The following is a 25,244-nucleotide window of genomic DNA, read 5'->3' as shown; positions in this document are numbered from 1 at the left end:
TTTAACGATTACATATTGATCACTGTTTATTGTTTAATTCTGGAAAATCTTCTTCAAATAAGCTACGTTTGCGCCGTAATTGGCTTTTACATTATGCACTTGTGTCACGTCTCGAGAACGCTCTACAATTAGCCATCCACTCCATTTCATTTCATCCAAAGTTTGTTTGATTTTTGGCATATCGATCGCCTTGTCATTTTCCAACCAAAACTGATCCGTATTTGAAGCGTGAATCTGCGCTAAATATTTCTTACCTAATATTTTTAGCTCTGATGAAATATCTCTTTTATTATCTAAAGCATTAGCAAAGTTGAAAGAGCTTTTAATATATTTTGAACCTACTTCTTCTAAAAGTTTTTTCTCTTCAGTAGCACTTAAAGAAGTTTCAATTGCGATAACACCACCAATCTTCCCTACTTCCTTTCCTGCCCATTGCAATCTTTTAATCACTTCGGGACGTAATTCAGGATTCTTAACCAAATCGGTTTGAGTTCCTAATGGCAAATAAGCCACTTTTACTTTCAAGTTTTTCATAGCTTGAATGCAATCCGCAATCATTGGTGTAATTTCTCTGGTGGCAAAAGACTGTGCATAAAATCCAGACATTGCAATCGAGCTGATTCCAACTCCGGTTTCTTTCGATTTATCTAAGAATTTTTGTCTTTCAACTGGATCACCCAATTTGCTGTCAAAAGTGGGACGATTTCCTAAACCTCCCATATCCAGTTCGATTCCGTCAGCTTTTATTTCAGCAGCCAAACCAAAAGCCCCTAATTTTTGTCTTTTTAAAATCATCCAATCGCAAACTGCCACTTTATATTTTTGCTTTTTATTGGAAGACTGAGCCGTTGCACAGCTATTAAATGTTGTCGACATAACAACAAGCATTGCAATAAGTAAATTTCTTTTAGATTTCATGCTTATATTTTTTTTGCCACAGATTATAAAGGTTAAATAGATTAAAAAAAATCTGCTCGATCTGTTAAATCTGCGAGAAAAATTTAACTCTCGCAGATTGAGCAGATTTTGGAGATTAATTAGAAGAAAATCTTTCTAATCATTTTAATCTGTGGCTTTATATTTTTTTGCCACGAATTCCACGAATTTTCACGAATTAGTATTTTAAAAAATTTGTGGAAATTAGTGAAATTCGTGGCGAACTTTATTTTACTCTTCTTCAGCTTTTACTGCTGTTACCACTTTTCCTTCTTCGCCTGGCCAGATTCCGTTTTTAATTGGAAGTGCAACCAATTTACTTGGATCTACTTTTACATATTTCAGTTTTTCTCTTCTCCAAGTATACACAATATGCACCATTCCATCTGAACCTTGAATCATCGATGGATAAGAATATTGACTAATTTTTGAATCTTCTAAAACCAAAGCCGCGTTCCAGTGAATTCCGTCTTTAGAAACCGAAACGTTTAAAGGCGTTCTTGGTCCTTTTGCTTCTTTTCCCGGAGGAAGAACGTGATTGTAAACTAACAAATGTCTACCATCTTTTAACGTTACAGCATCGGTTCCTGAGTTGTTATTTGGAAGTCCGATTAACTCTACATCCGACCACGTTTTTCCGTTATCTTTAGAGAATGTGCTGAAAATAGCTCTATTTCTAGTTCTTCCAATAGCTTGGATGCTTCCGTCTTTATGAAATAAAATACTTGGCTGAATCGCATTGATTTTTTGTTTTCCTCTTGGAAGCGTATCGCCCATTACCCAAGTTTTTCCGAAATCTGGAGTAGATTCCATACGAAGTCTCCAACCGTCACCTTCAATACTTGACGGACATAATAAAGTTCCGTTGCTTAATAAAACTGGTTTATTTTTGATTGGCCCTAAGAAACCGTCTGGCATCTTTTGTGCTTCAGACCACGTTTTTCCGCCATCAGATGAAGTTCTGATTACACCCCACCATTCTGATGGTTTTGGTCCTATTTTGTAGAATAACATTAAATCGCCACCCGGAATTTGATATAAAACTGGGTTCCAAGTTGGTAATCTCGGCCCTTCTTTCATCACACCATCAGCCACTTTTACTCCTTCGTTCCAAGTGTCGCTTCCTTTTGGTTTAATGGCTACGTAGATACAAACATCAGGATTTCTTTCGTGCGTTCCGCCAAACCATGAGGCAACTAAATCACCATTTGTAGCTTCGACAATTGTAATGGCATGACAAGACGGATAAGGCGCTTTATCGTAAACAAATTGATCTACTAAAATTCCTTCTTTCCAAGTCTTTTTCTCTAAAGCCGATTTACAACTTCCTAAAAGGAAAAGTCCAAACAAGACAAATGCTAATTTTGTTATTTTCATTCTTAATTAAATTATGAATTATTTTTTTTGACTATAAATACATACCCCACATTTTTTTAGGTAAAAATATTTAATAAGTGTAAAAATAACACCAAAAAATTAACAATGTATCCTGTACTGTCCCGAATTATTAAAAATGTAGATTATTTAACGCTTATCGCAAAATTTCCTGACGAAAGTGTGACAATTATTTGATTTTTTTCTACAGAATAAGCGTAAGAAGTCTTATCCAGCTTCTGTTTATTGATTGAAACAGCTGAAATATCGCTTGCAGGAAGATACACAACTGCAGATGTATTTGCGGGAACGGTAATATTCCAAACTAAAGCCTTTTTATCTTTTTTCCAATCGCTTTTTATCAATCCGTAAATCGATTCATAAGAAGCATTTACATAAGTCAATCCAGCATTAAAATCTGGTTTCATAATAATTTCTTTGAAGCCTGGGGTTTCAGGATTGCTTTTGATTCCTGCCATATTTTCGTAATACCAAATCAGTAAATCGCCTAAAAGCATAACGTGATTTTGTGAATTCATTGCTGGATCTGCAGTGTTTCCGTTCCAAAGTTCCCAAATGGTTGTGGCTCCGTTTTCGACCATATAACCCCAGCTTGGATAGGTTTTGTTTGAGGCAAGTTTGAAAGCCAAATCGCCACGACCAAAATTAGTCAGCGTTCGCATCAAAAACTGTGTTCCGATAACGCCCGTACTTACATGACCGTTTTTAGTCACTTCCACTTCATGAACTAAATTTTCAAAAACTTTTTGCTGGAATTCTTCTGGAACCATTCCGAAAGTCAAAGGCAGTAAATTGGCTGTTACGGTATTATTAGCATAGTTGTTTTTGGCTGAATTAAAGTATTTAGCGTTAAATGCTTTTTTTATTCTCAAAGCTAATTCGTCATAATATTTGATATCATTTTGCGCATTGGCGATTACAGCAAATTTCTTCATGATATTTAAAAGCTGGTAATAAAACGCACTCGAAATCAATTCGCCGTCTGTTAAACGAGAAGGATCTTTCGAACGGATTAATTCCAACGATTCTGGCGGAACGCACCAATCGCCATATTTGTCTTTGGTCATGATATCATCAACCAAATAGTTTTCTTTCATATAATCCATCCATTTTTTCATCGACGGATATTGGTTTTCTACTACTTTTTTGTCTCCAAACTGCTGATACAACATATCCGCAACTGTAATATAAGTTCCCGGCCAAGTAACATTATCGCCATAATAACGCCAGAAAGCAGGCGCTACATCCGGAATTCCGCCATCAATGGTTTGTGAGTTTTTAATATCGTCCAACCATTTTGCGTATAATGTCTGATTATCAAACAAGAAACTTTCGCCGTAAGCTCCCGTTGTTCTATCTCCCAACCAAGGCTGACGCTCATTTCTCTGTGGGCAATCTATTGGCATTCCTTTATAATTACCGCTGATTCCCCACCACGCATTTTTAAAAATCTGATTCATAATTGGGTTCGAAGAATCAAAAGTTCCTGTTGTGGCAATGTCATCATAAACAACTTTTCCAACAAAGTTTTCTAAAGTCGGTTTTGTTTTGAAACCCGAAATTTCAACAAATCGAAATCCGTGAAAAATAAAACGAGGTTCCCAAACTTCTTCCCCTTCTCCTTTTAACGTATAAATATCAGTTGTTTTGGCATCACGCAGATTGGCGATGTATAATGAACCATCTGGCTGTAAAGATTCAGCAAATTTCATGGTGATTTTGTCTCCCGCATTTCCTTTTACTTTCAATTGTAACCAGCCCACCATATTTTGTCCCATATCTAAGATATAAGTTCCTTTTGATGTCTGTTTAATCGAAATAGGTTTTACTTCGCGTTTCACCTTCATATTCGCCGACATCTGTCCTTCGTAGAATCCGCCTGGTTCTTGAACATATTCTGCTGAAAGCCATTTTTTATCATTAAAATTAATGGCATTCCAGCCTTTCATTTCTTTGCGGGCGTCGTATTCTTCGCCGTCGTATTCGTTGTTGGATAAGATTGGTCCGTCAGTTGTAATTTTCCAAGTATCGTCAGTTCTAATAACATCTTTACTTCCATCAGTATATTCTACAAACAACTGCAAAGCCATTTTAGGGTAACCAAAAGTTTTGATTTTATAAGGTTTATAATCCTGACGCATCGTAAAAAAACGTCCGTTTCCTAAAATTGTTCCCAATGCATTTTTTCCTTCTTTCAATTGCGAAGTCACATCAAAAACATTGTATTTTACATTCTTCGTATAATCTGTCGGAACAGGTGCTAAGACTTGATCACCAATTTTATTTCCGTTAATGTATAACTCGTACAAGCCCATCCCCATGATATAAACCTTGGCACTTTTGACTTTCTTTTTTAAGTCAATTTCTTTTCTTAGATATCTCGCTGATAATCGAGAATATTGCGAGATACTATCTCCCGGAGAAGTTTTTTCATAGCCAATCCAGCGAGTTGATTTCCAATCGGCATACGTTAAAATCCCGATACTGAAATGTGCCTCTTTTGATTGAACTTCGCCTTTATTTGTAAAAACCGTTACTTTCCAATAAACATCTTGTCTGTCTTTTAGCTTTTTTCCGTTATAAATTACATTTACCGATTCATCGCTTTGTACTTTTCCGCTATCCCATAAATCTCCGTTTCCTGCATTTAGTTTATCTAAAGATGAAGAAGCTAAAATTTGATAATGAGTTTGTTTTACATCATTTACGCTTGCTTTTATTTTCCAGCTTAATCTTGGCCATAAAACGTCAATTCCTTCCGGATTGTTCAGCATTTCGCATTTTAAATCACTTATAATGATTTTGGTTTGGGCTTTCGCCGAAATGGTGAAAAGTGAAATGATTATTGTTAGATGTAAAAAAAACTTTTTCATGGTATTATTCTTAAGCTTTTGGCTTTATTTTTTTGCTTCTCGCAGATTTTGCAGATTTAGCAGATTATTTTACTCTATTTTTTAAATCTCCCAAATCTGCTAAATCTGCGGGAGTAAATGCTCATTTTTGTCATTTCGACGTAAGGAAAAATCTTCGTTAGCAGCTCGACAAAGATTGTCGATTTTGATTGTAGAGTTTCTTGCGAAGATTTCTCCTTACGTCGAAATGACAAACTAGATCCAGCTACTTTTAAAAAATTAAGGATTAATAAATCTTCTTAATTTATCCAATGTGCTTAAACTCTCAAAAGCAATTTTATTTTGTTCTAATAATTTACTTGTTTCCCATCGTATTTTCCATTCAGGATCTTTCAGCTTTTGTCTCAACTTCGATACTATAGTTGGATTACTCTTCAAAACCTGCTCATCAATCCAGTCAGTGAGAAATTCTAAAGCGTTAAAACGAGTTTCTACATTCTTATGATCCAAACCTTTTAATAATGTTTCCCTAACTCTGTCTGCATTATATGAACTTATATCCTCAACTAAAATCTCAAATAAAACAGGCGAAAGTTCTTTAATTTTATTTTGGTTTAATGCTATTTGATATACCCTGCTAAACTCGTTAGATAGAAAATCTGCCCATTTATCGATCTCTTCATCTTCACTTAGTGAATAATAAACAAAACTAACTTTATCAGACTGAGTAAAAAGTTGATTTTCACAGAAACGCTTTAATCCATCGAGATCTTTTACAGCTAATTTCTGAATATCTTTTATTGCTTCTTCTGAATCCTCATGTTCAAGATCATAATACTCATCTAAAGTTATGATCTGGTCAAAATTATGTATTGGTTTGTAAACTGTTTTATTTTCGCTCATAGTGCTTGGTGTAAATTTTGGAGTATACTTTTTTAGAAGTTCCTTAATTTCATATTCAGATACATCGTAATCATCTATTTTTATTTCGATTGTTTTCTGCTTATAAATAAAAGTGAGGTAAAACTCCTTATATGACAAATTGTACTTTGCCGTGTGTTCTGTTTTGGCAATAACTCTTGGAAATACAATATCTTTCCATTCATAAAAAATCTCATTTAGTTCTAATCCTTCTTGCGAGAATATTATTTTTTTATGAAAATTAAAGAGCGTCATTACCGCTTTTTTTCCATAAACGATAATAAATAAAATAGCAACAATTGGTAATACTAAATCGGTAAATTTAAATGTAATCTTTTCAACATTTATGAGTGATAAAAAGTAAATACCTAAAACCACAAATACCATATTCCATACAATATGAAATACACCACCTTTGATTGAATAATTTAATACTGTTTTCTCCAAATTTTATTCTTAACTAAAATAACTTGCATGACTATTAAACCGATAAGTTTTTAAAAACCTGTCGGATTTATAATTAGTTTGAAATCACACGCTCCAATCTTTCAGAAACTGCAATTTCTTTTCCGTTTTTAAAGATTCTGAAACCTTTTCCTTTTTTATATCTCTCTCCTGTTTTATCCCAAAGAATCGTAATAATATTGCCATGGTACAAAACGTTATCCAAACAAAACCAATCCCATTTCTCTTGCGGAATCAACGGATTTACTTCAATCTTCTCATCAGTTCTTGGGCGTAAACCAACCAAACCTGTAATCACTAAATCATTGAAAGTCGAATGATTATAATATCGGCTTCTTTCTCTGTCACCCATTAACCAATAGCCTGTTGTCTCATCTAAATACTCGCCAAGATAAGGTTTCCCTCTGTAATATTGCGATTGAACATACAATGACATTTGTTTGAAATAATCGGGTTTGGCTACAAAATTCTGATTGTAATTATTCAAAACATTCGCTAAAGCAGTTAACGTCTGCGAACTTGCAAATGGCCAAATCGCACCATCCCATTCGCAGGTTCCTGTTCCATGCGTTCTAAATCTTGGACTTCTTCTTTCAGCCGTTGTCAAACCAAATGGAGCCGAAAATCCTTTTTCATCTTTAATCTGTTCCCAAGCCTTTTCAAACCCTTTTCCTTTTTCAGGAAGATTAAAATACCACGGAATAAATCCGATCGCTTCTCTAACTTGTGCTAAAGTATCTTTTTCTGTTAAAGTTTCAAAGAACTCACTTTTCTTATTCCACAATTTCGTTTCAACTAATTGCTGCAAAATGTCAGCTTTAGCTTTAAATTTTGCTTCCACTTCCTTATCTCCTTTCAATTCAGCCATTTTAGAAATCGCTAACGCGTTGCCATACATATAACTGTTAATCGTTGGTCTTGCATTTTGTACTTTACGCCCACCACTTAAGGATTCTTCCATTCCATCTTTTACATCATGCTGCCAAAACAAACCATCTTTACGCTGACGATCTTTTTCCCAAACCGCATAATCCATAACCATGTCTGGGTACAAATTCAATAAGAATTTTTCATCTTTATTTACCAAATAACGATTATATAAAGCATCGGCTGTCCAACTGCTGAATTTATACAATTTGTTCATCGGTTTCCCATCATTTCCTCGATACCAAAGCTTCACATCCTGTTCAATGTATTTCGGATCATGAACCCATCTGAATTCGTTGATATGATGCCCCAAAGCACAACTAATCATATTGTATTTATCGGCATACGAACGATCTACCAAAAACTCTGTAATCGCAAATCCTTGTGGTGTATTTTTAATATGTTTACGAACGCTCCACCAACGGAAATAATAGATTTCCTCAAAATTCTGCTGTGGACATTCAAACAACGGAATATTCTTTTCCATCCAAGCCCAAGCACTATCATTCGGAATCGCAAATTTTAAATTCTCATCTTCCATCGTGTTGAAATAATCTACATAATGTTTGAAGTTTTTTTCTTTTAAAATAAACGATTTTCCTTTTTGGGATTCTACTGCACCAGATTTACAACCGCTGTTTATACAAGCGATTACAATTGAAAGTGTTATTATTTTATGTTTGAAATTTGTCAACATTTAAAATTCAGTCTTTTTAAAGTTAAACCATATAAGCAATATAAGTTCAATTAAGTTTTCCTTTATATTTTCTTATATCACTTATATGGTTTTAAAATATTTTTAATTCCCTGTAAAAGTATACGTCTGCCCTGCTTTCATATTCACATCGTAAATATTGTAAGTTGGCAACTGTACTTTAGACAATTTTGCTTCTTTAGAAATAATAGGTTTCTTCACTTCTACATCATAAAACAAAGGATTTGGATTTTTTCCTTTTGCTTTTTTAAGTGAAGAACCTTTTAGTGTATTCTCAACTTTCAATCGGCAATTCCCTCCTATTTTCGAATAGATTTTTAGCTCCGAAACTTTATTGTTTTTCCACGTCATATCGATTACAAATCCGCCTCTTGCAACTAGACCTTTAATACTTCCGTCTTTCCAGACAGTTGGTAAAGCAGGCAGTAAATGAATTGCATCTTCCTGACTCTGCATCAGCATTTCGGCAAAACCGGCTGTGCATCCAAAGTTACCATCAATTTGAAACGGCTGATGCGCATCCAACATATTCGGATACGTTCCGCCGCCTTTTCTTTGATCCGCTGTTACCAAATGTAATTGATCCTGAATCAATTTATAAGCATGATTTCCGTCTAATAATCTCGCCCATAGATTCACTTTCCATCCCATTGACCAGCCTGTAGATTCGTCTGTTCTGTAAATAAGCGATTGTTTAGCTGCTTCAAATAATTCAGGCGTTTTAATTGCCGAAATCTGATTGCTTGGATACAAGCCGTACAAATGCGAAACGTGTCTGTGATTGTCTTTCGGATTGTCCCAATCGTCCTGCCATTCCTGTAACTGATTGTGTTTACCCACTTTCATTGGAGGCATTTTAGCTAAAGCATCGCTCACTTTTTTGGCATAAGCAGCATCTGGCGAAACTAAAGCCGAAGCTTCGATAACATGTGTAAACAAATCAAAAACCAGCTGATTGTCCATTGTCGTTCCTGATGCAATTGTCGCTTTCCCTGTTCCGCCTGCGTGTGTGTTTTCAGGAGAACTTGACGGAACAACAACTAAATATTTTGTGTTCGGATCGATAACCATAAAATCCAAAAAGAAATCGGCTGCACCTTTCATAATCGGATAAATTTCTGCTAAATATTTTTTATCTCCTGTGTACAAATATCTTTCCCATAAATCCTGACAAACCCAAGCACCACCAGTTGGCCACATTCCCGAAGCAGCTGAATCTACTGGAGCAGTTACACGCCAAATATCGGTGTTGTGATGTAAAACCCAACCATTTGCATTGTACATCATTCTAGCTGTTTCTGCTCCTGTTACACTTAATTCTTTTGCCATTTGCACAAATGGTTCGTGCATTTCCTGTAAGTTGGTTACTTGTGCCGGCCAATAATTCATTTCGGCATTGATGTTTGTGGTGTATTTACTATCCCAAGGCGGAGTCACCATATCGTTCCAGATTCCTTGAAGATTTGCTGGCTGTCCGCCTGGCTGTGAACTGGAAATTAAAAGATAACGTCCAAATTGGAAATACAACGAAGCCAATTGCGGATCAAACTGTTTCGAAAAATCTCTAATTCTTTCGTTTGTAGGTTTCTTTAGTAATTCATTCGAACCTAAATCTAAAGTAACTCTGTTGAAGAATTTTTGGTAATAGTCAACATGCGCATTCTTTATGGTTTCAAAATCTTTGGTTTCCGCTTTAGCCAAATAGTCTTTACTTTTTGCAATTTCATCTCCTGAAATATCTTGATAGTTTTTGAAATTGGTTGCAATCGAAATGTATAAAGTCACTTCATCGGCTTTGTTGATGCTTAAAACGCCGTTGCTGGCATCGATTTCCCCGCCTTTATTTTTAGCAGTAAGTCTTCCTTGAAATTTTACTTTTCCTTTTACCCCTTCAAAGTTAGTTCCAACTCCCGAAAGTACAATCTGGTTTCCTTCTGTGGATGCAACTGTCTTATCAATTGGACTGTTCATAAAAACATTACAAGTAATCTGTCCCGGCTGACTTGCAGAGAGTTTCACTACAATTACCTGATCTGAAAATGCAGTTAGAATTTCTCTTGTAAATTCTACGCCGTTTACTTTGTATTTTACTTTTGCTGTCGCATTACTGATGTCTAAATCACGATAATAATCTGTATATTTTTGATGTCCTGCGAATGAAATATAAACGCTTCCAAAAGTCTGATACGGCATTCCGTCGTTGGTTTGCGACATAATATCTTTGGTAGCCAAATCCTGCGCTTCGTCAAATTTTTCATCAAAAATAAGCTGTCTTACTTTTGGCAAAGCCTCGATCGATTTAGAATGTGCATTACTGTTTGGAGAACCCGCCCAAATCGTCTCTTCGTTCAACTGCAAACGTTCTACTGCCGGATCACCAAAAACCATTGCGCCCAAACGTCCGTTACCCAAAGGCAAGGCTTCGTTCCAGATTGCAGCTGGTTTATCGTACCATAATTTTAGGTCGTTTTGAGCTGTTGCTGTAAAGGAAAAAATTCCAAAACAGATTGCCGTTATTTTAATTTTTAACTTCATAGTATATTTTTTTCTTGCCACGAATCACCAATTGCACCAATTTCTTTTTTAATTTTTATTTCAATTTCTCTATTTTTTTTGCCACAGATTAAAGGATTTCCATTGATTAAAAATCTGCCAGATCTGCTAAATCTGCGTGAAAAAAAATTACTCTCGCAGATTAAGCAGATTAAGGAGATAAAAAAATCCTTTTAATCATTTTAATCTGTGGCAAAAAAAATTCGTGAATTCGTGGCTATTTCTTAACCTCGTAAACTTTCAGATTTTTTTCTCCAAACATTCCATATAATTTGTTGATGTCTTTCAAAGCATTTGCAGGCAGTTTTTCTCCTTTATCTCCAAAGACAAACAACTTTTCTTTTGGTTCAATTACACAAGTCGATTCGTCGATTTCGCCTTTGTCGTTCTTCACTTTATTCAAATCTAAATTTAAATATTTTGCCATAAACGGATACAAAGCCATACGTTTCGAAATTCCGAAATCATGACCTTCTTTTGCAAAATGAGCATTTTCAACTAAATCTTTCTTTCCGTACAATTCGTATGTTCTTTGGATAAAAGGAAATTCTAATTCCGGAACAGCTAATGTCCAGTCTTTTCCGTCAGAAACAATCAATTGTGGTTTTGGAGCCATCATAGCTGAGATTTCGGCGTTGTTTGTTCCGTTTCCACAAAGATGAATTCCACGACCACTTTCGCATGGACAACCACCTGAGAAATGAGAAGAAACCATTACAACTGGAGCTGAAACTTTTACTCTGTCATCAATTGCGGCTAAAAACATCGTGTGTGATCCCCCACCAGAACCTCCAGTCACACCAACTCTTGACATATCAGCATTTTTTACCGTTGCCAAATAATCCAATAAACGAATTCCAGTTAAAACCTGAACTGTAGATGCAATACTGTTTCTATGCGTTTCTTCTGGGAATTGTAGTAACGATTCTCCCCAAGCAAATAAATCATACCCTACAACGATTGCTCCCATTTTGGCCATCATCGCACAACGGTACTGCTCGTCTTTTCTGTATCTTCCGTCGCCAAAATGCCCATCTGGTGTTAAGATAACAGCCGCTTTTTTATTTAGCGGATACGGTTTGTAAATCGATCCTGTTGCATAAACTCCAGGCAGAATTTCCAAAGCAATATTTTCGACACTGTAGTCTTTATAAATTCTCTTTGGAGTTAAAAGTGGTTTAGATTTTGGCGTAGGGGGCGCCTTATCCAAACCAAATGATTCAATCATACAAGCTTTTAACTCCGTTTTGCGTTTCTCCCATTCCTCTTTAGTCGAATAAAGGTTTTCTAAATAAAACAAACGTTCTTTTCCTTTATCGACTGAAACTTTATGGTTTTCATATTTACGAATAATGTAGGTTCCATCGGGTTGTTTGAAATACATCAATTCAAACGGCGCTAGAATATTAGTCAGCGAAAGAGGCAGATTTCCAGGTTCAATTCTCCAGTCGGCATAATCCAGTTCTTTTCCTTTTAATAAACCTCTATCATCATTGATTGTTACTTTAAAAAGAGTTTCAATCTTTTTCAGTGTTTCCGATACTGGCTTTCTAAAATTAGTATCAGAAGTGCTTTGTGCATTCGCAAATGTCAAAGCAAAAATGGAAACTATTAAGATGTATTTTAAATTTTTCATTATTACATTTTTTTGATTTGCCTCCTGATTTAACTGGAGGAAAACAAATTCATTTTTAAATGGGCTTTACCGAAATTATTTATTTGGGTAAAGCCTATTGACTTGTCTTATTTTGAACGTCCAGCTAAAGCAGGACGCAATTAATTTTTCTTTTTATGGAAAAAGGCTTAAACATTTTTACAAATTACTTTTTACATTTTACAATTTGCATTCGATTGTATAAATTCCAGATCCCAATTCCAAAACTGGCTTTTGGACTTTTTCATCAAAACCTGCTCTAACTCTTCTATTATCAATTTTTATTTCTGAATTTTTAGCAACCGGCAATTTTACTGTCGCAGTTGTATTCACTGGAATTTGAACTGTCAAAATAAATTTTCCGTCTTTCTTTTCCCAAGACGAAGCAATTTTTCCGTAAACCGATTGATAATCCGCTTTTGCAAAAGTCATATCGCCAACTACTTCTGGCTGAATAAAGAAATGTTTAAAACCCGGTTTTTCAGAATCTGACATAATTCCAGCTAAACTTTGATAAAACCATTCTTCGATTTGCCCTAACATAAAATGATTCCACGAATTTCCTTTTCTTGGATCCCATTGTTCGGTTAAAGTCGTTAAACCAAATTTAATCTGAAAACCATAACCCGGCGCATCATAATGATTGTGCATTCTGTACATAGTTTCGTTTTCGCCGTTTCTCGCCAAAGTCTGGAATAAATAACGATTTCCAACATCTCCCGTGGTCAAACGATCTCCCTTTTCTTTAATATCAGCTAATAGATTTTGCATTACAGCTTCTTTATACTGTGGTTCTACGATATCCATAAATATAGGAACGGCATTGCTAAACTGACTCTTTGTTCCGTATTGCTTGGTTTCTTCATTAAAAAACTCCTTGTTGAAAGCTATTTTAATCTCTGAAGCCAAAGCATTGTATTTCTCAAAATCTTCCGTTTTACCCAATAATTTTGATGCTTTTGCTACTAAATAAGCTCCATAATAATAGTGCGAAGTCGCTGAAAGTGCAATCGGACTATTTTTAGAATATCCAGCTGGATGTGTTCCGTAATCGTACCAATCTCCTAATCCGTGGGAAACGATATGGTTTGTTGCTTTCGTTCCTAAATAATCCACATAATTCTTCATTACAGGAAAATATTTCTCTAATAATGAAGCGTCGCCATAATATTCATAATACATCCAAGGCAGAATTACGCCTGTAACTCCCCATTCTGGAGAATCAGTAAAATCACCTCCAAAAATTACATATTCTGGAACGATTGTCGGAATTAATCCATTGTCTCTTTGTGAATCAGAAATATTCTGCATCGTTGCAGGAAGGAAAGTCTGAAGATTATAATTGAACATCAACCCCGGACCATTCAACTGAATTTCTTCCAGCCAGCCTAACTTTTCACGTTGCGGACAATCGGTAAAAACGCTTTGAAAATTACTTTTGATCGAATTATTTATCAATTCGTGTGTTTTATTGAAAATCTCATTCGAACAGGCAAAACTTCCAGCTTCTCCTGCCGAATTGTAAATAAAATTCGATTTTAAATCAACCAATGTTGGAAGATCTTTGTTCTTATCTTCTTTATAATTAATGTTTTCAATTTGAACATATTGATAACCGTAGAAACTGAATTTTGGCGTCCATTCTTCTGTTCCGTCTTCTTTTAAAGTGTAATCATAATAATAAGGTTTTCCAGATCTTCCCTGCGCGATTGTTCCTTCTTCATTTAAACCTTCAGCCACCCAAACACGAATCGTTTGTCCTCTTTTACCTTTTACTTTGATAGTTGGAAATCCTGAAAGATTCTGTCCCATATCAAAAACATAGAAATTTGGTTTCAGTTCTTTTACGGTTTTGACTTCGTATTGTTTCTGAATGGTAACTGGCGGAGCTGTCTGTGGTCTTAAAACTCCTTTTGGCGCTTCCTGAATCACGACTTTTTTCCAATCTCTATCTTTGAATCCTTTTCTGTTCCAACCTTTTTGCTCTAAGTTAGCATTGTAATCTTCTCCACCAAAAATACTGTTATAGGTAATCGGACTTTTGCTATATTTCCAAGTTCTATCTGATTTTATAATTTCTTCTGAACCGTCATTATACTTGATTTTCATTTTGAAGAATAAAGTCGGCGGACCAAAACTCACGAAGAATTTGGTATATCTTTCGGCCAACGTATTGTACATTCCGTTTCCTAAAAGAACACCAATTACGTTATCGCCTTTTTGAAATTCTTTGGCGCTTAATTCGTAAACATTGTAATTAACTGTTTTATCATAATCTGTCCACAAAGGTGCAAATTGGCTGTTACCCACTTTTTTCCCGTTGATCGTCAATTCGTAATGTCCTAAACCTGAAATGTAAACTACAGCTTCTTTGACTGCTTTTTCAACTTCGAAAGGTTTACGCAACATAATACTTCTTCTTGACAAAGAATCGGAAGCATTGATAAACGAGTTCTTTTTTTCTCTGTTAAATGTGGCTGTGTGGTAGTTTCTTCCTTCAGGCAAATGGCTATCGGCTTTTGTAATAGCACCAATCCAAGTCGGATTTAAATCTGATTCTAATGGAGCGGTTCTGAATGAAGCTGTTCTACTCCATTTTGAAACTTTCCCTGACTGATTCCAAACTTTCACTTTCCAGAAATATTTGGTTTCGCTTTTTAATGGTTTTCCATTATAAACGATATGCAGGTTTTTGTCGGTATTAACTCTTCCCGTATTCCAAATATCTCCATCATCATTATTTAGTTTTTCTTCGGAGGAAGCTACTAAAATTAAATAAGCGACTTGTGATGCATCGGATTCTTTTGAAACCAATTGCCAGCTTAATTTCGGCTGATTCTCGACAACTGCTAATGGGTTTTCGGCCATTTCTGTTGTTAAACGTACAGGCAGAATTTGTCCATTTGAAATGAATGTGATTAAAAAGCTAAGTCCTAATAATATGTTTTTGAAATTCTTCATTATTATTTGTTTGGATGCAGAATACTTATTCTTATTTTTTGTCATCCTGACGAAGGAAGGATGAGAAGATTACGGTTATTCTTTTTCTACAACTTTTTAGTTATCAGAGACTCGATATTAAATACTGCTTCAGGGATTAATTTTCCAGTTTGAGGCAGATCGTCGTAATCATCTGTGTCTGGCGCTGTGTCTGGATCTGGCGAATGTCTCTGTTCTCCTGTGCGGAACATAATTCGCTCGAAACCGTCTGTTGGCGCATAAAATATCTTTGTTGATTCTTTTCCATCGTTTACTTTTATAGTGTACTGACGGTTTTTAGCATCTAATTTAACTGTGATTGTATACGCTTTGTTTGCTTCGTATTTTGTAACCGAACTCAAACGCGCACCATTTTTTACCTTTAATTCTCCATCCGAATCAAAAATCAATCTTACCGATGGCAAGCCTTGTTTATTTTGGAACTCGACCTGCAATAAACCATGATTGTTTTGTTCTGGTTTTAATGTGAAAACGGCTTCCAATTTTGCTGTAAATGGTATTACTCTTTCGGCACGTGAATAATCAAAATAATCCTGATCTCTTAACGTCAGCCATTTTTTACCATCAGCTTTCTTTTCGATTTTTGTTGATGCCCAAGAAAGATCATAGGTATTCCATAGTTTTAGTTCTTGTCCGTCTGGAAGAGTATTGAAAACGTCATTTACATTTTCGGTAACCACCGAAGTAACAGGAACGGGAATCGATGCTACCCAAATATCTTCTTTGTTCATACTGTAACCCACCCAGATTTTTCCATCTGGCGGAGTTCCATTCTTTTCTGTGATTCCACGAACGTATTGCGGACCTGCTGATTTATAATTTCCACCGTAACGCATTGGACTTACTTCGCCATGAACCAATAATAGATCTTTATAATTCAATCCGTCGTCACTTGTCGAAATCGCCAATGGCCAGCGATATTCTGACGGATTATAAAGTGTCGCATAACGATTGTCTGAAGTTTTTTGTCCCCAGATTTTAGCATTGCTGTTTACAAATCCTGGCGCACGTAATGGCATATAATCCCAAGATTTTCCTCCGTCTCTACTGATTGAAGTTAAAGCATGTTTCCATAAACCCACTACATTTCCGTTTGGCAAATGGTAATAACTAAATGCTTTGTATGGTTTCTGTAACGGAATCAATTCATCGTCACGATCGGCTTCTTCAACCCATTGCTGTAAAACCAAAGGTTCTGATAAAATTTCTTCGCAGGCTTTTTTCAAACCCTTGTCTTTTGATGCGGTGTAAAATGGAAATTTCGATTTCGATTTGTCCCAAGTTTTATTATATCTGATGAAATAAATTTCGCCAAAACTTCCGTCTTTCTTGATTTCACGAATTACACGTCCAATTCCTTTTCCGTCGTTTGGATCGTCTTTTTCATCCATTGCGATTCCGTAATATGCCAAAGCAAAAAGTCGTTTGTCTTTTGACGTATAAAAGCCCATCCTTTGATGCATGATCGCATCCAGATTTTTGGCAACGCCTTCAACGCCTTCCTTTTTCCATCCGTCAGGAATACGGTAAATCGGGAAAATCACTTCTGGTTTTGTCCACGTTACGCCGTCTTTAGAAGTCATTAATAAAGTCTGACTTGGCGGAATATGTTCGCCAGATGGGTCGCTCAAATAATGCAGATAAAAGGTGCTGTTCCAATACGCCATCATCGGCTGGTGGTTGTATGTCCATCCAAAACCATCCGCTTTTTCTGGATGTTCACGGCTTGCACGCATGATTTGCGTAGCGTGAACTCCAACCGCTGGACTTAACATTCCGTGATGGTAATCGATGTTTGAAAGTGTTTTGCCAACATAACGAACTGTGTCGTTCTGTGCATTTACAGCCGTGCAAGCCAAAAGGATTGTGGCTGTTGTAATGATGTTGGTTCTTATGTTTTGGAAAGCAATCATTTTATATTTTTTTGTTTCACGCAGATTAGGCAGATTTTAGCTGATTTGCGCAGATTTAATTTTAATCTTTCTGATTTTATACAGATTAAAAAATCTGCTTGATCTGCTTAAATCATTTTAAATCTGCGTGAAATTTTTCTAATTATTTCTTTTCAATTAATCCCTTTAAAACGTCCGCAGAGATTGTTGTAATCGTTCCGTGTTTGTGTCCTTCGGGAAGACTTATTTTGGAGGATACATCTTCAAAATGAACAAAATCTGTTGTGCTTAACGCTTTATAATTTTTTGAACCATAATTGTCATAATATAACAACCAGTTTTTACCAACTTTCACTACTGTCGGACCTTCTGATAAATATTCTGTCAACGGTTCAGAACTCTTTTCAAACGGACCTAAAGGCGATTTCCCGAAAGCTATTTTTATGTTTCGCATTGGTCTTGTATTGTCTTTCAAAACCAAAACATAATCTTTTTTTCCTTTTTTGACAATCACACAGTCAATTACGCTGAAACCTGGATCGTAATATAATTTTGTATCCGAAAAAGTTTTAAAATCTTTTGTCGTTACGTAATACATTCTGTGGTTATTTTTCTCCTCTTCTACTCCTTTTGGATATCTAAATGGAATTGTTGATGCCCAGATAATTATGTATTCTTTTCTGACATCATCATAAAAAATCTCAGGTGCCCAAACATTTACTACTTCTGGTTCGTTTTTCATTACTGGAATATATTGTTGTTTCGACCAATGAATTAGGTCTTTTGAGCTTGAGTAACCGAAACCGTTTCCACCTTTCCAATCTGTTGTCCAAACCATGTGATAGGTTCCGTCTGCACCTTTTGTGATTGACGGATCACGCATAATTTTACTGGCTCCGATTTCGGGTTTTAAAAATGATCCTTCTAAACCTTTCCAATTGTAACCGTCTTCGCTGTACGCCAGATACAAACCTTCTGTTGCGGGTTCTCTAAACGAGGTAAAAAGATATAATTCTTTCTTTTTCTGCGAATAACTAATTGCAAAAAGTGAAAGGGTTACTATGATGAATATTTTTTTCATGTTATGTTCCGTTTAAACTTTGTCAAAGTTTGAAACTTTGACAAAGTTGGCTCACCGATTTTTATTCTGTAATTGCTTTTTTATCTAAAGAAGCGCCTTTTTTGATTTTCGTTGTAACGTTATTTAAAACATTATTTTTCAGGAAAATGTTTTTAGTGTCTTTTCCATCCGCTTCGATAAAAATATCGGTTGGATTGAATGGAAAATTATTGTTGATCAACGCATTCGAAACATTATCTAATTTGATAACCGGAACGCCTTTTATTGGTGTTGAAGATCCAACATTATCTAAAATGATGTTTTTTGAATCTGATATTTTGAAAGACGAACCAACGGTTGCATTTACTTTTACATCGTGAAATTCAACATCTGTTGCCGTGCTCACAGTAAAACCTTCTTTTCCATCCATATTGATGTTGGAGAAAGTGATGTTTTGAATTGGCATTTCGGTAATTCCCAGAATCTGTCCCGCTTTGTTTACGTTTGAAGCCGTAATATTGCTCATGTGAATGTTTCTGAAAATCGGCGTTTTCTCGGTTACAGGTTCAACTTGCGTTCCCTTATCGTAAAAAAGGCTCAAAACTATTGCTTCTTCTTTGATATTTTTCATGACGATATTATCGACACGAATATCTTCTACAACTCCGCCTCTTCCACGAGCCGATTTGATACGGATTCCACGATCTGTTCCATCAAAAACACAATTTGAAATCGTGATCTTTTTGATTCCACCCGACATTTCACTTCCAATAACCACTCCACCGTGACCGCTTAACATGGTACAGTTTGTAATGGTTACGTTTTCTGTTGCTTTTCCGTATTTACGTCCGTCGCCATCTCTTCCTGATTTGATCGTGATACAATCGTCTCCAACACTGATGTGACAGTTTGAAATATGAACATTCGTGCAAGAAGAAGGATTGATTCCGTCTGTATTTGGTGAATGCGGATTAAAAATCGAAATTCCCGTTACGGTTACATTATCACAGAATTCAGGATTAATCGTCCAGAAAGGTGAATTTTGAAAGGTTACGCCTTCGATCAAAATATTTTTGCAGTTGTAAGCCTGAAAAAAAGAAGGTCTGAAGAATTTCTTATCAACCGTTCTTTTGTAATATGGTTCTGTGTAAAGGCCTTTATTTTGCTCTTCCCACATGGTTTGATATTTGGTTGGAGGAAGTGGTTCTTTAGCAGTTTCAATTCGATACACTTCATTCCACCAAGCTTTTCCTTGTCCGTCTATTACGCCTCTTCCTGTAATGGTGATATTTTGAACATCTTTTGCGTAAAATAAAGGCTGGAAACTTTTCATTACGATTCCTTCGTAACGCATTTCTACATAAGGAAGGAAATCATCGAAGTTCTCTGAAAACTTTAAAAGTGCTCCTGAATCTAAGTGAATTGTAATATTGCTTCTTAATGTTAGAGCTCCTGTTAAATATTCTCCAGCAGGAAAAAAGATCGTTCCTCCACCATTTTTAGATGCTTTTTCAATTGCATTCTGAATGGCTTGTGTGCATTTTATTCCTTTGTTGTTTCCTCCTTCTTTTAAGATGTTTAACCAGCCGTCGTTAGCGAAAGCGGTGTTTAATCCAGTTATGAAGCAGAGTATTATTAATATGTTTTTCATAGTTGTGTTGTTTTTTTCTCTCGCAGATTTGGCAGATTGTGCAGATTTTTTTTTTGCCCCTGATTTAACAGATTAAAAAGATTTTTATCTGCTTGATCTGTAAGCCGAGCGACAGCGAACAGGCGAAGCAAATCTGCGAGAGTATTATATTCTCATTTTTTGTCATTTCGACGTAAGGAGAAATCCTCGTTAGTAGCTCCGCATGGTTGAGCAACTTTGTAGAGTTTCTTGCGAAGATTTCTCCTTCGTCGAAATGACAAGATTGTGGATAACCCGTGATTATTCACGAATTGCATTTCACTAATTACTTTTTACTTTTCACTAATCACTTAGTAGATTTCAAAATCAAAACCCAATCATTACCATCTTCTTTTTTACCTTCTGGCTGAAAATTTTGAGTTCCTTTATTATCAAATGTTCCGATTTTGGTTTTCTTACCATTTCTTGGATTGTACCAAGTTGCTTCGAATTTATCTCCAGTAATTTTTCCTAGTTTTACTTCTATTATTCTTCCGTTATAAGTGTATAATAAAGCGTATTTTTCTCCTCTTATAGCCGGAATATAATCGTATTTTTCTCCTTGGTTAACCACTAATGAAATATCTGGAACTCCTTCTAAAAATGGTACTTCTTCCATTAATTTCTTAATATAAATCATTTGTTTTGCTCCAGGAGCATTGATGGCTGATGTCCATAATTCTTTGTTTCCGTACGCTGGTTTATCTCCTTTTCTGAACATTTGCATTACAGCGTTATGTCCGTATGTGTAACCTGCACCGCCTGAAAGTACTGACCAATATCCGTAACGACGTACATCGCTTGCTGTCCATTTTGGCTGTAGAGTATCGTGCAAACCGTGTGGAATTCCTTCGTACGATGGTTCTCCGTCAAGTGTTGGTTTTGTCGGTTTTAATTCGAAATCTCTTAGGACAAATTTGTAATTGTCTTCTTTGAAATTCGTTTTGATTGAATCCTGATCGTATCTTCTGTGTCCTGATTGGAACATATTGAAATCTAACCATTTTTCGTTATGGAAATTCTCTGAAGAATCGGTTCTTCCAAATGGGTGGAAAGTCACTAACTGGTTTGGATTGTTGGTTTTTAAAGTATTTCCGATGGCATTCCAGATATCCTGAAATTCATTTCCGTGTGTGTCTCCACCGTTTAACCAAATTACGTTGGTTCTGTTTTTATATCGGTTAGCTAAGAACTTAGCATATTCAATTGCCTGCTCTTTGCTTACTTTATTTCCTTTTGAAACGTTGGTTCCCCAAACTGGAACCATTGCTAAGTAAATTCCGTTTTTCTGAGCCACATCTAAAGTGTAATCTACATGATCCCAATAATCGTATTGCTTTGCATCTTTGAAATCATTTCCTGCTGTAATTAGGGGTTTTGAAACGTCTTCGTTAATTAAAGCGGCGTCACCATACACATTAACGGCATTTATATTGTGTAAAACCATTACCTGAACGACATTGAATCCTTTGTCTTTTCGATCTTTGAAATATTTCTCTACTCCTGCTCTGTCTAGTTTCCCGAATGCAAGCCAGCCTGTATCGCCCAGCCAGAAAAAGGGTTTTTCGTTTTCGGTAACAAAATAATGCTGATTTTTAGATACTTTGATTTCAGGCAGAGATGCTTTTGTTTTTGCAGATTGCGAAAATCCGCTTTGTGCTGTTAACATAAAGCTTATACAAAGAGCGTATAAAGATTTAATTTTCAGATTCATTTTGGTTTGTTTTTGAATTTATGTTTTTTAGGTTTGTTTGCCACGAATTACACGAATTTTCACTAATTTTTATTCTGCTTGTGTTTATTGTTTCACGCAGATTTCTCAGATTTTGGCTGATCTACGCAGATCAAAATTTAAAAATCTGTTGAATCTGCTTTTATCTTTTTTAAATCTGCGTGAAAAATTTACTCTCGCAGATCTTTCAGATTGAGCAGATTTAATTCAAAATTAAATTCGTGCTAATTCGTGGCAAACCCTTCTTTTATTTTTTCACTACAAAAAGCACTTTTTCATTTATTTCAGCTTGTGGAATTGTTACTTGTTTTCCTCCGCTGATGTTGGCTTTTTTCGTTATATTTCCTGTTGTTGCATTGATGGCAAATACTTCAAATGTTCCTTTTTCGTTTGATAAATCGATTGTGATATCTTGCTCGTTTTTCAAGTAAAAAAGATAGCTTTTTCCCTTGTTTTCTAATTTCCAAATATTATCTGAAAACGAATTTCCTTCAACTAATTTCATTTCGCTTAAAGCGATATAAAACTGTGGCAGTTCAATTTTTGGAATGTTTGGCATTGAAGCTCCCGCCATTAAAGCCGGCCATCCAAATCTTGACGAACCATCTGTTGAATATAATATCACTTTTTCTGGATATTTTTCTCGGTATTCACGAACGGCACGATAAACCTGATTGTCTGTTTCTTTTCCGGTTTTTAGTTTTCGGGCGTGCTGTCTTGGCGCTAAATTAACGCCTCCTTGCGGTGCATAAGCAGAACCGTCTTCTTTGTAATACCAATAACGAATGTCAATTACATCAACGGTTTTTACTCTTTTAGCATCATTTAAAATCGCATCTTGTACATCTTTTGTAGCACTTAATCCAATTAATCCTTTTTTACCAGTTTCGTCTTTCCAATTTTGGGCTTGGTCTAACCAGAATTCCATAAAATGTAACGGACCTGTATACTCGGCACTTGTTAACTGGATTACGTTACTGTTTTCCTGAAAGTTCTCGAATGATTTTCTGATGAAACCTTCGTGTAATTTTCTTCTTTGCGCATTCGTAATATCATAAAACTGCTCTGCCATAAAAATACGTTTGTCTCCTGCGTAAGGCGGTGGCTCAGGAAATCCTGTACTGTTAATATTATTTGCTGAACGCCAAGGTGAACTTGCCCAATGCGCTCCGGCTTCTAAAATATTATGCTGAAAATATTGTTGATTGATTAACAGTTGTCCGTTTGGTTCTGCCAGCGTTGCAAACTGCGCTAAACGGCTCCAATACCAATCATTGAATTTTGTTAAATCGTATTTGCTTAAATGATCCCAAGCGAAATCTTTTCCGCTTCTGGCGAAAGGTTGTTCGTAAAACGGTGGCCAAACGTCATCATCAATTCGGCGAACACGTTCGTGATCGTCCATTCTTCTGTCGTACCATAAACCGTAATTGTGTTCTAAGGCAACGATATTGTTTTTAGTTAAATAATCTAGCGTTTCTTGTACTTTATCCGTCAATCCGTTTCCTGTTCTTCCTGGTACAAAACGCGTGATGTGCGGTGTTGATTTGTTTACGAAATCATCGGTTAAATCTCCTCTCCACCAAGCAACGTTGGTTTGTTTTCCTGCAATTACTTTTCCTTCAAAAGTTAACCAGCCATTTTCTGTAGTTACTTTTGAAGTTGATTTTTCTGTTTTATTTGAAGCAACTTTTAAATCATTTGCATTTTTTAAACCTTTACTTTCTGTATTTATTGGATTTGCTTTTGAAGCTTCTGCAATCCATTCTTGTAAACTTTTTGCGGTTGTAGCAGCATTTTTAGTCAATTCTGCAGCGACTTCTAAACTTGGACTTGAAGATGGTTCTGAACCTAAATCGTAAATAAATGGCTGAACTGGAAGTTTTCCTAATCTAGCTTCTAACTGCGTGTAGAATAAACTTCTTGGACTGATGTGTCCGTTAACGTCTTTCCAATGTCCGTTTCCTCCAAATTGCCCCCAAACTCCAAAAGCCCAGTTTTGTGCTGTTGGCGGGCTGTAACATTCTACTTTTGAAGCCGATGATTCCCAGATTACAGAATTAGCTGCTGTCCATCCAGCGCCTCTTCCGCCTTGTTCTCTGTTATTGTAGCTTAATGCTTTTCCGTCGATATTGGCAATGTCAAATAAAACTCCAGTTGCCCAGCTTCCAATTGCGCCACTGTTTTCGAATGGCAAATGTGATTCGCATTGAACGAAGGCATTTGGACCAGTTGTTCCGAATCCGCCCACAGCGAAATCATGATATCCAAATTCTGAATAACAGCGCTGGAATAAAGTCTGCTGGCCTTCCGTATAAAAGGTATGTCTTCTGAATGAAGCGATTTCTGAAATTGGTTCTGTCGCAATACAATCTTCAACCGTAATTTGCTGACTTGTTTTTAAAATCGTAACGGCTCCGCCTGCAAAGTGTTTGAAATTAACTTGTTTAACCCAAGCGTTTCTCGTGTTTTCAATGCTGATGGCCTGCCATCTATGTTCTTCATCTTTTAAATTTGAAAGATTGTAAGTTGATTTTATTAAGATATTTTCGATTCCTGTATTTTCGATTCTTCCTGACCATGAATAAATGGTAACTTTTGAAGTTCCTAAAACATCATCCAAAGACATAGTGATTGGTGCATTTACAGTTACTTCGTTTCCGTTAATTTTGGTTACGACACGATTCCAAGTTGTTATCCAATCGCCTTTTTTCCATCCAATCCAAGAAGTTTCTCCACCGAAATCCTGCATGTTTACTTCTTTAATGAAATTATCCGTTAAAGGTTTGCTGATTTCGATTTCATCGCCAACTTTTAATTTTGCTGTATTTTTTAATTGAATTTTCTGAGTTCCAAGTGGTGTGTATCCGTTAGCGAATTCAAATGAATCTTTGTATACTTTATCGTTTACACCTAAAATTCTAATTAAAGCTTCTCTTTCTAATCCGGTTCCTAAAAGTACAGTTCCATTTTCGGCATTGCCATTTCCTCTTAAAACTACTCCCGATTTCCTAATGTATAATGTTCCGCTGATTTTGAAAGTTCCTTTGTCTAACAAAACTGCTCCGCGAAATCCTGATTTATCTGGTTTTAATGAACCTACATAATCAATTGCATTTTGGATTTTCTGAGTTGCGTCTTCTTCTTGTCTAGAAACAAAAATTTTGTTTTCTAAATTCGGAATTGCAACTTCAGAGTTTCGATATCCTGCAAAAGAAAAATCTGGGATTTGGTTTCCTTGATTATCTGTTGTAAAAGAAAGTTTTCCCTCTTTGGTTTTTATTATGTCTGGGAAATTGTTTTGGGCTGTGATGTTTATACTGAAAAGCATCGCCAAACCAGACAAAACTATTTTATCTTTTTGAAGGGAGATTGTATTTTTTAACTGGATAAAATTCACCTTATTATTTTTTAGAAATGTTTAGAATATAGAAAATAGAGTAAAGAATATAGATTTCTTCAAAGCTAAATCA

General features: G+C 35.8%; 13 protein-coding genes. All 13 read right to left on the bottom strand.

Annotated features, from left to right (window positions below):
• Window positions 1-33 precede the first annotated feature (33 nt).
• The 13 genes from SOM12_RS13700 to SOM12_RS13640 all read right to left on the bottom strand — a co-directional run bounded on the left by SOM12_RS13700 (window position 34) and on the right by SOM12_RS13640 (window position 25,171).
• The gene (locus SOM12_RS13700; protein ID WP_320493828.1) at window positions 34-918 is read right to left on the bottom strand and encodes a sugar phosphate isomerase/epimerase family protein; all 885 of its coding nucleotides are present in this window, start codon (window positions 916-918) and stop codon (window positions 34-36) included.
• 249 nt (window positions 919-1,167) lie between these two features.
• Window positions 1,168-2,313, bottom strand: coding sequence for a sialidase family protein (locus SOM12_RS13695; RefSeq protein ID WP_320493827.1), 1,146 nt, complete (start codon window positions 2,311-2,313; stop codon window positions 1,168-1,170).
• A gap of 143 nt (window positions 2,314-2,456) precedes the next feature.
• On the bottom strand, window positions 2,457-5,204 hold the full coding sequence (locus tag SOM12_RS13690; RefSeq protein ID WP_320493826.1) for a glycoside hydrolase family 78 protein: 2,748 nt from the start codon (window positions 5,202-5,204) through the stop codon (window positions 2,457-2,459).
• A 258-nt stretch (window positions 5,205-5,462) separates the two neighbouring features.
• Entirely contained in the window at window positions 5,463-6,551 is a 1,089-nt protein-coding gene (locus tag SOM12_RS13685) for a hypothetical protein (protein WP_320493825.1), read from the bottom strand.
• A gap of 73 nt (window positions 6,552-6,624) precedes the next feature.
• Window positions 6,625-8,193 (bottom strand): MGH1-like glycoside hydrolase domain-containing protein, encoded by a 1,569-nt coding sequence (locus SOM12_RS13680; protein ID WP_320493824.1) that lies wholly within the window; start codon window positions 8,191-8,193, stop codon window positions 6,625-6,627.
• 102 nt (window positions 8,194-8,295) lie between these two features.
• Window positions 8,296-10,746 (bottom strand): glycoside hydrolase family 95 protein, encoded by a 2,451-nt coding sequence (locus tag SOM12_RS13675; RefSeq protein WP_320493823.1) that lies wholly within the window; start codon window positions 10,744-10,746, stop codon window positions 8,296-8,298.
• Window positions 10,747-10,981: 235 nt separating this feature from the next.
• Window positions 10,982-12,400 (bottom strand): acetylxylan esterase, encoded by a 1,419-nt coding sequence (locus tag SOM12_RS13670; RefSeq protein WP_320493822.1) that lies wholly within the window; start codon window positions 12,398-12,400, stop codon window positions 10,982-10,984.
• A 198-nt stretch (window positions 12,401-12,598) separates the two neighbouring features.
• Window positions 12,599-15,379 (bottom strand): glycoside hydrolase family 78 protein, encoded by a 2,781-nt coding sequence (locus tag SOM12_RS13665; RefSeq protein WP_320493821.1) that lies wholly within the window; start codon window positions 15,377-15,379, stop codon window positions 12,599-12,601.
• An 86-nt stretch (window positions 15,380-15,465) separates the two neighbouring features.
• Complete coding sequence (locus tag SOM12_RS13660; protein WP_320493820.1) at window positions 15,466-17,331, bottom strand: six-hairpin glycosidase; 1,866 nt, start codon at window positions 17,329-17,331, stop codon at window positions 15,466-15,468.
• Window positions 17,332-17,473: 142 nt separating this feature from the next.
• Window positions 17,474-18,391, bottom strand: coding sequence for a glycoside hydrolase family 43 protein (locus SOM12_RS13655; RefSeq protein ID WP_320493819.1), 918 nt, complete (start codon window positions 18,389-18,391; stop codon window positions 17,474-17,476).
• A 61-nt stretch (window positions 18,392-18,452) separates the two neighbouring features.
• Window positions 18,453-20,021: a glycoside hydrolase family 28 protein gene (locus SOM12_RS13650; protein WP_320493818.1), complete on the bottom strand. Its 1,569-nt coding sequence runs from the start codon at window positions 20,019-20,021 to the stop codon at window positions 18,453-18,455.
• A gap of 325 nt (window positions 20,022-20,346) precedes the next feature.
• On the bottom strand, window positions 20,347-21,753 hold the full coding sequence (locus tag SOM12_RS13645; RefSeq protein WP_320493817.1) for a glycoside hydrolase family 140 protein: 1,407 nt from the start codon (window positions 21,751-21,753) through the stop codon (window positions 20,347-20,349).
• 265 nt (window positions 21,754-22,018) lie between these two features.
• Window positions 22,019-25,171 (bottom strand): DUF6298 domain-containing protein, encoded by a 3,153-nt coding sequence (locus tag SOM12_RS13640; RefSeq protein WP_320493816.1) that lies wholly within the window; start codon window positions 25,169-25,171, stop codon window positions 22,019-22,021.
• Window positions 25,172-25,244 lie beyond the last annotated feature (73 nt).

It is taken from the genome of Flavobacterium sp. CFBP9031 (assembly GCF_034044945.1).
In the GTDB taxonomy this organism is placed as follows: domain Bacteria; phylum Bacteroidota; class Bacteroidia; order Flavobacteriales; family Flavobacteriaceae; genus Flavobacterium.
Note: the sequence above shows the minus strand (reverse complement) of the source record. Positions and strands in the feature narration are given on the sequence as shown.

Bases quoted from the DNA above. Each gene is read 5' to 3' on its own strand.
- SOM12_RS13700 (WP_320493828.1), bottom strand. From the start codon at position 918: ATGAAATCTAAAAGAAATTTACTTATTGCAATGCTTGTTGTTATGTCG.
- SOM12_RS13695 (WP_320493827.1), bottom strand. From the start codon at position 2,313: ATGAAAATAACAAAATTAGCATTTGTCTTGTTTGGACTTTTCCTTTTA.
- SOM12_RS13690 (WP_320493826.1), bottom strand. From the start codon at position 5,204: ATGAAAAAGTTTTTTTTACATCTAACAATAATCATTTCACTTTTCACC.
- SOM12_RS13680 (WP_320493824.1), bottom strand. From the start codon at position 8,193: ATGTTGACAAATTTCAAACATAAAATAATAACACTTTCAATTGTAATC.
- SOM12_RS13675 (WP_320493823.1), bottom strand. From the start codon at position 10,746: ATGAAGTTAAAAATTAAAATAACGGCAATCTGTTTTGGAATTTTTTCC.
- SOM12_RS13670 (WP_320493822.1), bottom strand. From the start codon at position 12,400: ATGAAAAATTTAAAATACATCTTAATAGTTTCCATTTTTGCTTTGACA.
- SOM12_RS13665 (WP_320493821.1), bottom strand. From the start codon at position 15,379: ATGAAGAATTTCAAAAACATATTATTAGGACTTAGCTTTTTAATCACA.
- SOM12_RS13660 (WP_320493820.1), bottom strand. From the start codon at position 17,331: ATGATTGCTTTCCAAAACATAAGAACCAACATCATTACAACAGCCACA.
- SOM12_RS13655 (WP_320493819.1), bottom strand. From the start codon at position 18,391: ATGAAAAAAATATTCATCATAGTAACCCTTTCACTTTTTGCAATTAGT.
- SOM12_RS13650 (WP_320493818.1), bottom strand. From the start codon at position 20,021: ATGAAAAACATATTAATAATACTCTGCTTCATAACTGGATTAAACACC.
- SOM12_RS13645 (WP_320493817.1), bottom strand. From the start codon at position 21,753: ATGAATCTGAAAATTAAATCTTTATACGCTCTTTGTATAAGCTTTATG.